Annotated in this window: 12 protein-coding genes; 5 read left to right on the forward strand and 7 right to left on the reverse strand. The window is 43.7% G+C overall.

The features are described from left to right. Positions 1 to 347: 347 nt before the first annotated feature. The 7 genes from GDZ68_RS06720 to dnaA form a co-directional block, all read right to left on the reverse strand. Positions 348 to 1,460, reverse strand: coding sequence for an HD-GYP domain-containing protein (locus GDZ68_RS06720; RefSeq protein WP_153721512.1), 1,113 nt, complete (start codon positions 1,458 to 1,460; stop codon positions 348 to 350). A 138-nt stretch (positions 1,461 to 1,598) separates the two neighbouring features. Further along, positions 1,599 to 4,136 (reverse strand): DNA gyrase subunit A, encoded by a 2,538-nt coding sequence (gyrA, locus tag GDZ68_RS06725; protein ID WP_153721513.1) that lies wholly within the window; start codon positions 4,134 to 4,136, stop codon positions 1,599 to 1,601. Positions 4,137 to 4,200: 64 nt separating this feature from the next. Then, positions 4,201 to 6,123, reverse strand: coding sequence for a DNA topoisomerase (ATP-hydrolyzing) subunit B (gyrB, locus tag GDZ68_RS06730; RefSeq protein ID WP_228551041.1), 1,923 nt, complete (start codon positions 6,121 to 6,123; stop codon positions 4,201 to 4,203). Positions 6,124 to 6,170: 47 nt separating this feature from the next. Further along, complete coding sequence (gene recF / locus GDZ68_RS06735) at positions 6,171 to 7,289, reverse strand: DNA replication/repair protein RecF (protein ID WP_153721718.1); 1,119 nt, start codon at positions 7,287 to 7,289, stop codon at positions 6,171 to 6,173. Beyond that, positions 7,279 to 7,518 (reverse strand): S4 domain-containing protein YaaA, encoded by a 240-nt coding sequence (gene yaaA / locus GDZ68_RS06740; protein WP_153721514.1) that lies wholly within the window; start codon positions 7,516 to 7,518, stop codon positions 7,279 to 7,281. The genes recF and yaaA overlap by 11 nt, the downstream gene beginning before the upstream one ends. A gap of 119 nt (positions 7,519 to 7,637) precedes the next feature. Further along, a complete protein-coding gene (gene dnaN, locus GDZ68_RS06745) occupies positions 7,638 to 8,774 on the reverse strand; it encodes a DNA polymerase III subunit beta (protein WP_153721515.1) in 1,137 nt (378 codons plus the stop codon). A 173-nt stretch (positions 8,775 to 8,947) separates the two neighbouring features. Then, positions 8,948 to 10,297 carry a chromosomal replication initiator protein DnaA gene (dnaA, locus tag GDZ68_RS06750; protein WP_153721516.1) on the reverse strand — a complete coding sequence of 450 codons (1,350 nt, stop codon included), beginning with the start codon at positions 10,295 to 10,297 and terminating at the stop codon, positions 8,948 to 8,950. Positions 10,298 to 10,801: 504 nt separating this feature from the next. Here dnaA and rpmH point away from each other — a divergent pair. The 5 genes from rpmH (at position 10,802) to mnmE (ending at position 14,885) form a co-directional block, all read left to right on the forward strand. Then, entirely contained in the window at positions 10,802 to 10,936 is a 135-nt protein-coding gene (rpmH, locus tag GDZ68_RS06755; protein ID WP_114925257.1) for a 50S ribosomal protein L34, read from the forward strand. Between the two features lie 95 nt (positions 10,937 to 11,031). Then, a complete protein-coding gene (gene rnpA / locus GDZ68_RS06760) occupies positions 11,032 to 11,373 on the forward strand; it encodes a ribonuclease P protein component (protein WP_153721517.1) in 342 nt (113 codons plus the stop codon). A gap of 73 nt (positions 11,374 to 11,446) precedes the next feature. After that, the gene (gene yidC / locus GDZ68_RS06765; protein ID WP_153721518.1) at positions 11,447 to 12,220 is read left to right on the forward strand and encodes a membrane protein insertase YidC; all 774 of its coding nucleotides are present in this window, start codon (positions 11,447 to 11,449) and stop codon (positions 12,218 to 12,220) included. Beyond that, the gene (gene jag, locus GDZ68_RS06770; protein ID WP_153721519.1) at positions 12,217 to 13,080 is read left to right on the forward strand and encodes an RNA-binding cell elongation regulator Jag/EloR; all 864 of its coding nucleotides are present in this window, start codon (positions 12,217 to 12,219) and stop codon (positions 13,078 to 13,080) included. Before yidC ends, jag begins: the two co-directional genes overlap by 4 nt. A 419-nt stretch (positions 13,081 to 13,499) precedes the next feature. Next, positions 13,500 to 14,885 carry a tRNA uridine-5-carboxymethylaminomethyl(34) synthesis GTPase MnmE gene (mnmE, locus tag GDZ68_RS06775; protein WP_153721520.1) on the forward strand — a complete coding sequence of 462 codons (1,386 nt, stop codon included), beginning with the start codon at positions 13,500 to 13,502 and terminating at the stop codon, positions 14,883 to 14,885. The last annotated feature ends 12 nt before the right edge of the window (positions 14,886 to 14,897 follow it).

Below are 14,897 nucleotides of genomic sequence, written 5' to 3' on the forward strand. Positions count from 1 at the left end.
TACTCATTTTGTTTGTGTCACTAGAGTGCACAAACTGTATTTCGTTAACGTTTTGCTGTTCAGTTTTCAAGGTTCATGTTGTTGCGCTTTCGTAAGAGGCAACTTTTTAATAATACCAAATCGCTGTATTGTTGTCAACACTTTTGTTTAATTTCTTTTAAAGTGTTTTTCCAGCTGAGTTGCTGTCTTGCAAATGCGACGCTTATTAATATACCATCGTCTATTTCATAATGCAAGCAATTTTATCAATTTCTTTGAAACTTTCTCTTTAAAGCTAGTTCTAAGACTCTCTATAGAAGTAAAGAGCAAGAATCCTTCTATAATGAGAGGCTTCCTTGCTCCATTTATCAAAAGATCTTTTCAATTGTAATTTTTCTGTTTGATGATAAATCTAAATGAGTTCCGCTTCCCAGCACTTTAACGATCGGCCGTAACGGGAAATCACGGTGAAGATAAATAACTTCTGCTATTTCATCTGTTGTCAGCTTCACTTTTGTACCGATCGACAGCTTATTGATCAGGTCATGGAGCACTTGAATAATCTTTACATCAAATTTCCCAAACTCTTCTTCTCTCATTAACTCTATTACTTTGAAGGAGTTCTCCTTTTGACGATAGGGCCTTTCTGATGCCATTGCATGATAAACGTCGGCCACAGAAATAATCTGAGAGATTTCCGTGATTTCCTGGCCTTTCAAGCCGCGTGGATAGCCGCTGCCGTCAAAGCGCTCATGATGCTGCAAAATTGCTGCTTTCATTTCCGGGCGCACTAAGGAAGAATCCTGCACCATCTGAAAACTGTGGATGACGTGCTTCTTCACTTCACTCAGTTCTTCACTGGTCAGAAATGCTACCTTATCAAGAATTTTTTGGTCAACTTTTGCCATTCCGCTGTCAGCTAACACGCCGGCAATGCCCACTTGCAGAACTTGTCCCCTTGGATAACCCATCTGCTCACTAATGAGCGCCGCCAATATTCCTACGCTGATGGAATGGTGGGAGCGGTAGTTTTGAATAGTTGAAAACTCGTTCAACCTTCTAACATACTCTTTATTTTCAAGGAAAGCCTGGATGACAGGAAGTACGATTACCCGTACTGCAGCCACATCCAGTTTCTTGCCCGATCTATAACCCGCAAACTCTTTTTGATAAACCTCTACCGTTTCATCGTATAAAGCTTCCAAAGTTCTTGATTTCGGCGGTGAGCTCTGCATTACTAATTTTTCGACTTCAGGTGTCAATTTTACTTCTGTAACTTGATCAACCAGAGGCTGTTCGGATGAATTTTGAGCTTTGGATTCTATTAGTACTCTCGAGATGCCGAATGTACGGAGCACTTCGAAATGTTCTAATGTCAGCTTTGTATCTTTTACTATAATGGGATTTTTTGTATTTGCATATAAATCTTCTTTCAGGAAGCTGCCCGGTCTTAATTCACTTATCTCTTTATAAATATCCATACTCTCACCCAATTTCTTCTATACTCTATCTATTATCATATAATATTCTCAAATATTTGGATAGATGAATGAGTAAAAAATACTAAATCATAAAAAAGGTCATTGAAGCGGCACTTTACGCCCTTCAATGACCTAAGATCAATCTACTTCTTCCGAATCCTCTGTTTCAATTTCAGCAATCTCACTGTCTTCTGCCATGTCAATTGCTTCAATTGAGTCCGGCTCTAGCTCTTCTTCCGGATCTTCCTCACTTTTTTCGACTTTCGCTACTGTCGCTACGCGTTCATCATCAGCTAATCGAATCAAACGCACACCTTGCGTAGATCGCCCAAAAATAGAAATATCGCCGATTGACATACGAATTAGAATTCCATGAATCGTAATCAGCATCAGATCTTCTTCACCGTTTACTGACTTCATCGCAACAATATCTCCATTGCGTTCTGTCATATGCATCGTTTTCAAACCATATCCGCCACGTGACTGCGAACGGTATTCACTTTCAGGCGTACGTTTACCGTATCCTTTTTCAGTTACTACGAGGATGTCGTCGCCTTGATCCACTATATCCATGCCGACAACTTCATCATCTGTACGTAAGCGGATACCGCGCACACCGGCGGCTGTTCTTCCAAGCGGGCGTATATCCTCTTCTGCAAAACGAATAAGCATGCCTTGCTTGGTACAAATCGCGATATCTGATTGACCGTCTGTTGATTTAACAGAGATCAGCTCATCTTCATCACGCAGACCTAATGCAATCAGACCGTTCGCCCGGATATTCGCGTAGCCCATAATGGACGTGCGCTTGATGACTCCGTGTTTTGTTGCAAAGAATAGATAATGATCTTCGCTGAACTCGCTGATTGGAATCATGGCCGTTACCTTTTCACCTTTTTCAAAATCAATGAGGTTGATAATCGGCAATCCCTTCGCAGTCCGGCTGTATTCAGGTACCTCATAGCCTTTCTTACGGAACACACGGCCTCTGGTAGTAAACAGTAGAATCGTATCGTGTGTTGATGTATTCAACAGATGCTCAACAAAATCGTCTTCATTTGTACCCATGCCTTGAATACCGCGGCCGCCGCGCTTTTGACTGCGATAGGTATTCGCAGGCAGACGTTTAATATAGCCTTGGTGAGTTAATGTCACGATGGAGTTTTCAACCGGGATCAAGTCTTCGTCTTCAAGCATTTCAGAACCGCCCAGCATAATTTCAGTCCGGCGTTCATCTGAGAAACGTTCTTTAATCTCTGTTAATTCTTCACGGATAATTTCGATTACCTTTTGCTCATCCGCTAAAATCGCGCGCAACTCTTCGATCAGCGTCACAAGCTCTTGGTATTCAGACTCAATCTTGTCCCGCTCCAAACCTGTCAGACGCTGTAAACGCATGTCCAGGATTGCCTGGGACTGACGGTCGGAAAGCTCGAACGTTTCCATCAGATTCGCTTTTGCTTCTGCCGTAGTTTTCGATCCTCGAATTAATGCAATGATACGGTCGATATGATCGAGCGCAATACGCAAACCTTCTAAGATGTGAGCACGGTCTTCAGCTTTATTCAGCTCAAACTGTGTACGGCGTCGGATAACCACTTTTTGATGCTCTAAGTAATGAAAGAGAATTTCTTTCAATCCAAGTACTTTTGGCTGCTTATCTACAAGTGCCAGCATGTTAATACCGAAGCTTGTCTGCAAGGCAGTCTGCTTGTACAGATTATTCAACAATACATTGGCGTTTGAATCTCGTCGCACTTCAATGACGATCCGCATTCCTGTCCGGTCGGATTCATCTGCCAGGTGAGTGATGCCGTCAATTTTCTTATCGCGCACCAGCTCTGCAATTTTTTCAATGAGCTTTGCTTTATTCACCTGGAATGGAATTTCCGTGACAATAATAGTTTCTCGTCCGTTTGACGCCGTTTCAATTTCCGCTTTACCGCGGATAATGAGGGAACCGCGGCCTGTCTCGTACGCTCTGCGGATACCGCTGCGTCCTAAGATCATACCACCGGTGGGAAAATCAGGTCCCGGAACGATTTCCATCAATTCTTCGGTAGTGATTGCACTGTTTTCCGCTAACGCTAGCACCGCGTCAATTGTTTCGCCCAGATGGTGAGGGGGAATGTTCGTGGCCATTCCAACCGCGATCCCTGATGTACCGTTAACCAGTAAGTTGGGATATCGGCCTGGCAGGACAGCCGGCTCTTTTTCCTGCTCATCATAGTTGGCCTGGAAATCAATCGTATTTTTATTGATATCACGCAGCAGTTCCATAGCGATTTTCGACATGCGCGACTCTGTATAACGCATGGCTGCTGCTCCGTCCCCGTCAACAGAACCGAAGTTTCCGTGACCGTCTACGAGCATATAGCGATAACTGAAATCCTGCGCCATCCGTACCATTGTGTCGTAAACGGCACTGTCACCGTGCGGGTGATACTTACCGATTACGTCCCCTACGATACGAGCAGATTTCTTATGCGGTTTGTCAGCTGTAATGCCCAGGTCGTGCATTGCGTATAAAATCCGTCTGTGTACTGGCTTGAGCCCGTCACGGACATCAGGAAGCGCCCGTGAAACAATAACACTCATTGCATAGTTCAGAAATGAAGTTTTCATTTCCGTATTAATATTTATTTCTTGCACACCGCTTCGTGGCAAATCTGCCATGTTGTCAAGCTCCTTTCACCACTTATATCTATAAGTTCAGCTGTGCCGGTCAACTGGCTGCTGATCAGGTATCGATATTCTGTACGAATACCGCATTATCTTCAATGAACTTTCTGCGCGGCTCTACTTCATCGCCCATCAGTTCATCAAACGTAGTATTTGCTTCCATTGCATCTTCCAGACGGACTTGCAGGAATGTACGCTTATCAGGATCCATCGTTGTTTCCCACAGTTGCTCAGGATTCATTTCACCCAGACCTTTGTAGCGTGTGATGTCTGGCTTTGGTGAGGCGGGCATACTTGCCATGATTTCCTGCAATGCTTCCTCGTCGTAGCAATACTCTTCTCTTTTACCCGCACGCACGCGGTATAGCGGCGGTTGTGCAATGTAAACATAGCCTGCTTCAATTAACGGACGCATGAATCGGAAGAAGAAGGTTAATAATAACGTACGGATGTGCGCACCGTCGACGTCAGCATCTGTCATAATGACAAGCTTATGATAACGGGCTTTTTCTAAATTAAATTCTGAACCGATTCCTGTACCCATTGCCGTAATGATCATGCGGATCTCTGCGTTGCCGAGTATACGGTCTAAACGGGCCTTTTCTACGTTCAGAATTTTCCCGCGCAACGGCAGGATTGCCTGGAAATGACGGTCTCGGCCATTTTTGGCTGAACCTCCGGCAGAGTCACCTTCTACGATGTACAGTTCACTGAGAGCCGGATCTCTTGAAGAACAGTCGGACAGTTTACCCGGCAGACTGGACACTTCAAGCGCTGACTTGCGGCGCGTCAATTCGCGGGCGTTTTTAGCTGCCATGCGTGCTCTTGCCGCCATCGTGCTTTTTTCGACTACTTGCCGGGCGACTACAGGATTTTCAATCAGAAAACGCTGCAATGCTTCAGAAAACAGCGAGTTTGTAATCGTGCTGACCTCTGAGTTTCCAAGCTTCGTTTTTGTTTGTCCCTCAAATTGAGGATCAGGGTGCTTGATAGAAACGATCGCAGTCAGGCCTTCACGTACATCATCGCCGGATAAATTGCCGTCCGCTTCTTTCAGCAGGCCATTTTTCCGGGCATAATCATTAATGACACGTGTCAATGCTGTTTTAAAGCCGGATTCATGTGTACCGCCCTCATACGTGTGTATATTATTAGCGAATGAAAGCAGGTTTTCCGCATAACCGCTGTTATACTGCATAGCGATTTCTACAGCAATGCCATCACGTTCTCCTTCAATGTAAATCGGATCTTCAAAAATCGGTTCCTTATTTTCATTGAGGTGCTGAACGTATGATTTAATACCGCCTTCGTAATGAAACAGTTGAGACTTTGGCTCTTCTTCCCGTTCGTCTGTAATCGTAATACGCAGACCGCGGTTTAAATACGCCAGTTCACGCAGGCGCGTGGACAGCGTGCTGTATTCATACACAGTCGTTTCCGTAAAGATTTCAGGATCGGCTTTAAATCGGATGGTCGTACCTGTTTCAGTCGACTCACCGATGACTTCCAGCTCTTTTGAAACCGGTCCTCTTGAAAATTCAATCGCATATAATTTATTGTCACGCCGAACAAATACTTCAGTCTTTTCTGACAGCGCATTAACAACCGAAGATCCTACGCCGTGGAGACCGCCTGATACTTTATAGCCGCCACCGCCAAACTTACCGCCGGCGTGAAGAACCGTCATAATGACTTCTACAGCAGGTCTGCCGGTAGACTCTTGAATGCCTACAGGAATACCGCGGCCGTTGTCTTCTACCCGGATCCAATTGTCTTTCTCAATTGTTACTTCTATGTGATCGCAATAGCCGGCGAGCGCTTCGTCGATACTATTGTCGACAATTTCCCATACGAGATGATGAAGTCCCTTTGCACTTGTCGTCCCAATATACATACCCGGGCGTTTACGGACAGCTTCTAGACCTTCCAACACTTGTATCTGATTCGCATCATAAGCTGTCTGTACATCTTTCTCTTCCATTGCCAACGTCTTCACCTTTCCTTTCAACCATCTCAAACTCCAAAAACCTATTCCTTACACAAAACCGAACCATCGTGCACTTCGAAAATAGCTGCCTTCTGCAGTGTTTCGTGATCGATTCCGGCAATATTTGTTGTCGTAACAAATGTCTGAACCTGTCCCTGCATCGTGCTCAGCAAATGAGACTGGCGGTAATCGTCTAACTCTGATAACACATCGTCCAGCAATAAAATCGGTGTTTCTCCCACCTCTTGTTTAACCAGCTCAATTTCAGCGAGTTTCAAAGACAGTGCAGTTGTCCGCTGCTGGCCCTGTGATCCATACGTCTGAATATCATAGCCATTGACAAAAAACTGCAAATCATCACGATGCGGGCCTACCAGCGTAAGCCCCCGTTCTAATTCGCGTCTTCTTACCGATTTCAGCTGATCTTCAAAAATTGTCTCCATTTCTTCAACAGTCTGCCCAGAATGAAGGTCTTTTAAAGTTCCATATGAAACTTCCAGTGTTTCCAAACCGCGTGAAATTCCCTGATGAATGGGATTTGCCCATTTTTGCAGTAATTCCATGAAGTAAAACCGTTTGCGGATAATTTGTACCGCGACTTGAATATATTGTTCTGTATACACATCGAACATGACATCCTGCAGATCCAGTTTGCCGCGATGGGTTTTCAACATGGCATTTCGCTGTTTCAGGATCTTTTGAAAATTGACCAGATCGTGCAGATAAACTCTCGAAATCTGTCCAATCTCCATATCTAAAAATCGCCTGCGCAGTTGGGGGCTGCCCTTTACGATATTTAAATCTTCAGGCGCGAACATGACTACGTTCATCTGTCCCACATACATACTCAGCCGGTTTTGTTCTAAGTGATTGACTCTTGCTTTCTTTCCTTTTTTGGAAATCGTCAATTCTAATGGCAAACGACCAAATTTCCGTTCGACATCCCCTTCTATTTTACCACACTCTTGTTCCCAGCGTATGAGTTCACGATCATTTGCAGTGCGATGAGATTTTGCCATGGCCAATACGTAGATTGCCTCCATGATATTGGTCTTTCCTTGGGCATTTTCACCAATTAATACGTTCATAGTTGGGGAGAATTCTAATTCGAGCGAGGCGTAATTTCGATAATTCGTTAAAGCAAGCCGGTCAATATGCATCCGGCTGTCCAGATTCATCCGCTGACAGTTTAAACTTTCCTGCGCCCGGAATATTCACGACATCTTCATCATATAATTTCTTACCGCGGCGCTGTTCCGGCTCGCCGTTTACATAAACAACATTCTCTGACAAAAACCATTTGGCCATACCGCCTGAACTGATCGTATTTGTCATTTTCAATAATTGACCAAGTGTAATGTACGGTGCATTGAATTGTACTTTTTCCATATTTGCTCAATCCCTCATCAATAGTCTGTCCCTCTAGTTTACCTAACTTTTCGCAATAAGTAAAAAGGATAGCCAACATGTTGACTATCCTATCCATACTTATTTTCTTATCGGTGAAATTAAAACGTCCGAACCGGCAAAATTAATTGCAGAATTGCTTCACTGTCAATGGATTTTAAAATGAACGGTCGCATGCTGCCAGTGAAATGAATCATCAGATCCTGACCGTCAATCGCTTTCAATGCGTCCATCATATATTTTGCACTGAATGAAATTTTCAAAGGTTCTCCTTCGATATTCACCGCTTCCACTACTTCCTCTACATTTCCGACGTCCGGAGAGTTTGAGGAAATTTGGATATTGTTGCTGCCGTCTGTGGAAAAGTGAACAATATTATTGCGGTCTTCGCGGGCAAGCAATGATGCACGGTCAATTGCCTGTAATAAATTCCGCCCGTTTACTGTAATCGATGTCTTGTATTCATTCGGAATTAAACGGGATGTATCCGGATAATTGCCTTCAAGCAGTCTCGAATAAAATAACACGTTATGCAATTTAAACAATACTTGTTGATTCGCAATGAAAATTTCTACTGCCGTCGAGTGATCCGGAAGAATTTTGCTCAATTCCTGAAGACTTTTACCGGGAATGACTGCATTGAATGGTGTGCTCGCCTGTACTTCAGGTTTGATAATACGTCTTGCCAAACGGTGGCTGTCCGTTGCGATGCAATACAGCTCATCCTCTTTTACTGTCCATTGAACACCTGTCAGTACGGGACGTGTTTCTTGTTGTGATACAGCAAATACCGTTTCACGAATAATGGATTTCATCAGGTCTGCCGGCAGTTCAAAACGTTCTGCATCTTTAATATCCGGAAGAATTGGATATTCATCAGCACTTTGGGCAATGATATGGAATTCAGACTGTCCTGAACGGATATGTGTTTTCATTCCATCACGCAATTCAATCATCACTTCATTTGTTGGCAACTTGCGAATAATCTCGTTAAAGACTTTTGCCTGCAGCACTAATGTACCCGGCTGAATCATTTGGATAATCTGATTGCCGTCCTCTTCGAGTGGAATGAATGTGGAAATCGTAATATCCGAGTCACTTCCGGTCATCGTCAATCCTTTTTCTGTTGCCTCTAATTTTATCCCGGTCAAAATAGGTGTCGTTACTTTTGAACTGATTGCTTTGATGACATCGCTTAATCCATCCAGCAATCTATCACGCATAATTTCAAACTGCATCTCGATACCTCGCTTATATAATAGTTATTAAAGTACTTAAAGATAGTAGTAATAGTAGTAGGGCCTGTGGATATGTGGAAAACGCCAATAAACTCATGCGCAGTAAAGTTTCCCACATGTGCATAAACAGTGGATGACCCTGCACACCTTGTCCACATTTATCCACAGCTTTTTTACGCGCGCCCTAAGGTTTTCTTAATGTCCTGTATATCCTGCTGTAAAGACTTATCCGATTCCAGCATCTTCGAAATCTTCTCATGAGCATGAATCACGGTCGAGTGATCACGTCCCCCAAATTCCGATCCGATCTTCGGCAAAGAAGAATCGGTCAATTCTCTTGATAAGAACATCGCAACCTGGCGCGGATAAGCAATAGCCCGCGTTCTTTTTTTCGCAACGAAATCCTCAAGACGTATATTGTAATGCTCACCGACGGACTTTTGAATATCTAAGATGGAAATAATGCGAGGGCGTGAGTTAGGGATAATATCTTTCAATGCCTCTGCTGCCAAATCAGTTGTAATGTCTGCGTTTACTAAAGAAGAGTACGCTACCACACGGATCAGCGCGCCTTCAAGCTCCCGGATATTCGAATCAATTTGATTGGCAATGTACAGCATTACATCATTAGAGATATCAATCAGCCCGTCAGCCTTTGCCTTTTTACGAAGAATGGCAATCCGCGTTTCCAGATCAGGCGGAGCAATATCTGTAATCAAACCCCATTCAAAGCGCGAGCGCAGCCGGTCTTCCAATGTAGGAATCTCTTTTGGCGGCCGGTCACTGGAGATAATGATCTGCTTGGATTCCTCGTGCAGCGTATTAAATGTATGGAAGAATTCCTCCTGTGTCTGTTCTTTTCCTGCCAGGAACTGAATATCATCAATCAGCAGCACGTCTACGCTGCGATACTGATCCCTGAAGTCGCCAGCCTTATTATCACGAATTGAATTGATGAATTCATTGGTGAATTTTTCGGATGACAAATAAGAAACTTTCAAGGCAGGGTTTTGTTCCAGCACATAATGACCAATTGCATGCATTAAATGTGTCTTTCCCAGCCCAACGCCTCCATAGATAAAGAGAGGATTGTAAGCTTTAGCCGGTGCCTCTGCGACAGCAAGCGAAGCAGCGTGGGCGAAACGGTTTCCTGATCCGATAACAAATGTATCGAATGTATATTTCGGATTCAGCATGCCTGCAGAATTAGGCATAGGTACTTTCTCAGCAACCTTTGGCGGTGTTTTAGGAATTTGAATATCGTTTTCCGCCATATCCTGCGGCACGATAAACTCAATAATCCGGTCTTCGCCTGTCAGTTCGGACAAAATCCCTGTGATCAGATGAACGTAATGAGTTTCGAGCCAGTCTTTTGCGAATGAATTTGGAACCGAAATCGTGGCATTTTCCGCTTCGTATGTCAGCAGTTTTGTCGATTTCAGCCATGTCTCAAAACTGGGCTTCGAAACACGCGCTTCGATATTCTTCAATACCTGGTCCCATAAATTCGATAAATTTTCCAATCGTGTGCCTCCTTTTCGATGAGATAATAAAAGTCTGGAATCTGCTTATACACAGTATCCAAACTTGTGGATAAAAAATATCGAAACATGTTGAAAAAACTATCCACACTGTATTCACAACTGTGGATAAGAATTTATAAAATAATTATGCACACAATAAAAGCTTTTTAATTGTAACAGGGAACCTGAATATTGACAAGGAGTCTAACGATTTATTCACAATCCCTTCAGCTGTGCATAAAGTGGTTATCCACAAGCCTTGGTATGTGAAAAACTTGTCGACAAATGCCGGAATAAAAAATCCACAATTTTTATATGCGCACACTTTGTCCAGAAGTGAAGCTCAGTAGACTGTGGATAACTTATTAGGATTTATAGACAAACTCAAGTGAGAACCAGATTGCATCATTATAAAATCATTGACATTCTTTTACTGGGTCGCTATACTATTCAAGACTGTCACAATAGTAAAAGAGACAATCAAAGCAGGAGGTGTCTTACGAAATGAAACGTACATTCCAACCAAATAAACGTAAACGCAGTAAAGTCCACGGATTCCGTCAGAGAATGAGTTCAAAAAACGGCCGTAGAATTTTAGCAGCTCGTCGTCGTAAAGGAAGAAAAGTTCTTTCAGCATAAGGCCACTGACTTATCAGTGGTTTTTTTTTTGCTGTTTAAGCTAATACCTACGAAGATCGGCTTGGAAGCTGAAGAAAATTAAAGCAGGTGGAAACGTGAAGAAGAGCCAGCGAATTAAAAAAAATAAAGAATTTCAGACGGTTTTTAAGAAAGGGAAATCTTTCGCCAACCGCCAATTTATTGTCTATACCTATAAAAAAGAAGACCAGGAAGAGTTTCGTATCGGACTGTCCGTCAGCAAGAAAGTAGGAAATGCAGTCACTAGAAATCAAGTAAAACGCTATATACGGCAAGCATTTCTGGAGATGAAGGATGAGGTCAGACAGGATCTCGATTATGTTATTATCGCAAGAAATCAAGCTGCCACGCTTGATTTCCATACGGCCAAGAAAAATCTGCAGCATGTCCTGCGAATTGCAAAAGCATATAAGAAGTAGAACGTTTGGAGTCATCATGATAAACTGAGAAAAAAGTTGAGAAATCAGCTTGCTACTGTTTGGGGGAAAAAATGTGAAAAAGAAATTAGTATTTCTTTCGCTGCTCGTTGTTGTTGCTGTCTTTATGGCAGGGTGTTCAGAGTTCAAGCAACCGATTACAGCAGAGAGTACAGGGATTTGGAACGAGTACATCGTCTGGCCGCTCGTTTCATTAATTACGACATTTAAAGGATGGCTTGGAACTTATGGACTGGCGATTATTGTCGTTACAGCAATCATTCGTACCGCATTGCTTCCATTAATCATTCAACAGACGAAAAGTTCAAAACGCATGCAGGAAATTCAGCCGCGTTTGAAAGCGCTAAAAGAAAAGTATAAGTCGAAAGATGCTGTGACGCAGAAGAAGTATCAGGAAGAAATGCAGCAGATCATGATCAATGAGAAAATCAATCCGGTAGCCGGATGTCTTCCTGTCATTATCCAGATGCCGATCTTCATTGGTTTCTATCACGCAATCAGCCGAATGAATGCTACACCGACCATTGAATTGGGAAGCTTCCTCGGAGTTGCACTCGGTACACCGAGTATCATATTTGCAGTCATCGCCGGGTTATTTCAGCTAATGGTACTTCGCACAGGACCTGCAATGGATAATCCGCAGATGAAAACGATGATGTATATCATGCCGTTCATGATCATGGTATTCGGTGCATTCGTGCCGTCCGCACTTGCTTTGTACTGGGTCGTCGGAAATATCATTTCATTAATCCAAAACATTTTTATCTACAAACCATTTGATAAACCCAAAGAGGTTGACGTAGTAAAAACAGGAGGGAAAAAGAAATGAAGCAACTTACACAAAGGGCTGCAACCGTTGAGCTAGCGATTAAATCGGCTTTACAGGACCTGGGTGTAACAAAAGATGAAGTTGAAATAGAAGTGCTTGAAAACGGAAGAAAAGGTTTTTTGGGCTTTGGGGCCAAAGATGCGGAAGTTCTCGTAACAGTTACACAAACTGAGGTAAAACCGGAATCAGTTCCTTCTATAAAAGAAGAAAAACCTGAACCGGAAACTTCAGTTATACTGACAGAGAACAGTGAAGTACCGCCTCTTGTTACAGAGCCGGCACCGCAGGCTGTTCTGAATCCCGAGCCAGAAATTGATACAGACGAAGAACCAGAACCCGCCGTCATCTTCCATGAAGCTGCTGAAAGTACAGACGAAGATCTCGCACGAGCGAAGAAATGTAATGAGCAAGAAGCAATTGAAGAAACGAAGTGCTATATAGATGATATGGCAAAAGAAATGGGAATTACGGATTTAGTGATTACTTGCGAAACCAAAGGAAAGTACATGAATTTCCATCTGGAAAGTGAAAAAGCTGCTTTCTTAATCGGAAAAAGAGGCCAGACACTCAACGCTATCCAGCAACTGGCCCAGCTGGTCACCAACAAAGTCACGAACCAGTTCAAGATTGTACGCGTCGACGTAGGTGATTACCGTGAACGCCGTGAACAATCACTTGAACAGCTCGCAGACCGCATGGCTGACCGGGCAATCCGCACAAGACAACAGGTAGCACTCGAACCGATGCCTTCCTACGAAAGAAAAGTCATCCACAACGCCTTATCACGCAGACTGGACGTGGAGACATTCTCAGATGGCAAAGACCCATACCGCCACATCGTCATTAAAGGAATTGAATAATTCGAAAGAGCTGTCCAGAAAGTGAGAAATCACTTCTGGACAGCTTTTTTAGTCTGGATATTAGCTGCGCGCACCAAAATAGCCCGGATCCGTGCCAAAAGCGGTAGGAAGAGCATCAAAACCATTCAACACCGCGCCAAAACCGCCTCGCACCGCGCCAATCTGCTATCGCGGCGAACTAAAACAACTGCAGGCCGCACATTGCCCGATTTCCTTCAAACATACTGCCATATCCACAAGTTTTATTCGTCAGAAATCTTCTAGCACGAACGTAATTCTGCAGCAAGACAAATTATCCACAACTTTTCATTTCGCATGCTAGGAGATTTCGACGATTTATGATAATATAGGATGTTAGAAAGCTGTGTCCGCGTTGAAGATATTCACATGTGGATAACGAAGCCAGGAAGGTGAAAAACTTGCATTTTGATACAATAGCCGCCATTTCAACTCCAATGGGAGAGGGAGCCATCGCAATTGTTCGGATCAGCGGAGAAGACGCATGGAAAATTGCAGACCGCATATTCCGTTCACCTGCAGCCAAACCGTTATGCGAACAGCCCACTCATACCATTCATTACGGACATTTACACGATCCCGCTACAGAGGAAACAGTGGAAGAAGTCATGGTCTCTATTATGAAAGGACCTAAGACGTTCACACGGGAAGACATCGTGGAAATCAATTGTCATGGAGGAATCACTTCAGTCAATCGGGTACTAACACTTGTTTTGTCAGAAGGGGCGAGATTGGCGGAACCAGGCGAGTTCACCAAGCGGGCATTTCTAAATGGTCGGATTGATTTATCGCAGGCTGAAGCAGTTATGGATCTCATCAGAGCCAAAACGGATAAAGCGATGAATGTAGCGCTCAATCAAATGGAAGGAAAGCTGTCCCATTTAATCGGCCAGCTGCGTCAGGCTCTTCTCGAAACACTGGCACAGGTGGAAGTAAACATTGATTATCCGGAATACGATGATGTGGAAGAAGTGACGATTCCCTTGATGATTGAAAAAGGGGAATGGGTGCGCGATGAAATCGATCAGTTATTACGGACTTCTTCGCAGGGGAAGATTTTACGCGAAGGACTGTCTACCGTTATTGTCGGGCGTCCGAATGTCGGAAAGTCTTCATTGCTCAATAGCTTAGTTCAAGAAAATAAAGCAATTGTGACTGACATTGCAGGCACGACCCGTGATATTATAGAAGAGTATGTCAATGTAAGAGGAGTTCCGCTGCGTCTGGTTGACACAGCAGGAATCCGGGAAACCGAAGACATTGTGGAGCGAATTGGTGTGGAACGTTCCAGACAGGTGCTGAAAGAAGCCGATTTGATTCTGTTGATGGTCAGCAGTTCAGAGCCGCTGACCGAGGAAGATGAACGGTTATTTGAAGCAGTGGATGGGATGGACGTCCTGGTCATCGTCAATAAGACCGACTTGCCGGCAAAAATTGATTTGCAGCGAGTGAAGGAATTGGCGGGAGAAGAGCGTGTGATCACCACTTCTATTCTGCAGGAGCAGGGCATCACAGAATTGGAAGAAGCAATTGCCTCGCTATTTTTTGGAGGAGCAATTGAATCAAATGACCCGACGTATGTTTCCAATGCCCGTCATATTGCACTGTTGAAACAGGCGCGCAATACGATAGAGGATGCGGTTCAGGCAGCTCAGTCGGGTGTACCGGTTGACATGATTCAGATAGATGTGACACGTACATGGGAAATTCTCGGTGAAATCATCGGGGATACTGTTCAAGATAGTTTAATTAAAGAGTTGTTTTCAAAATTCTGCCTCGGAAAATAACCATTTTATATA

This window comes from Sporosarcina cascadiensis (genome assembly GCF_009650995.1).
In the GTDB taxonomy this organism is placed as follows: domain Bacteria; phylum Bacillota; class Bacilli; order Bacillales_A; family Planococcaceae; genus Sporosarcina; species Sporosarcina cascadiensis.

Bases quoted from the DNA above. Each gene is read 5' to 3' on its own strand.
- GDZ68_RS06720 (WP_153721512.1), bottom strand. From the start codon at position 1,460: ATGGATATTTATAAAGAGATAAGTGAATTAAGACCGGGCAGCTTCCTG.
- gyrA (WP_153721513.1), bottom strand. From the start codon at position 4,136: ATGGCAGATTTGCCACGAAGCGGTGTGCAAGAAATAAATATTAATACG.
- gyrB (WP_228551041.1), bottom strand. From the start codon at position 6,123: ATGGAAGAGAAAGATGTACAGACAGCTTATGATGCGAATCAGATACAA.
- recF (WP_153721718.1), bottom strand. From the start codon at position 7,289: ATGCATATTGACCGGCTTGCTTTAACGAATTATCGAAATTACGCCTCG.
- yaaA (WP_153721514.1), bottom strand. From the start codon at position 7,518: ATGGAAAAAGTACAATTCAATGCACCGTACATTACACTTGGTCAATTA.
- dnaN (WP_153721515.1), bottom strand. From the start codon at position 8,774: ATGCAGTTTGAAATTATGCGTGATAGATTGCTGGATGGATTAAGCGAT.
- rpmH (WP_114925257.1), top strand. From the start codon at position 10,802: ATGAAACGTACATTCCAACCAAATAAACGTAAACGCAGTAAAGTCCAC.
- jag (WP_153721519.1), top strand. From the start codon at position 12,217: ATGAAGCAACTTACACAAAGGGCTGCAACCGTTGAGCTAGCGATTAAA.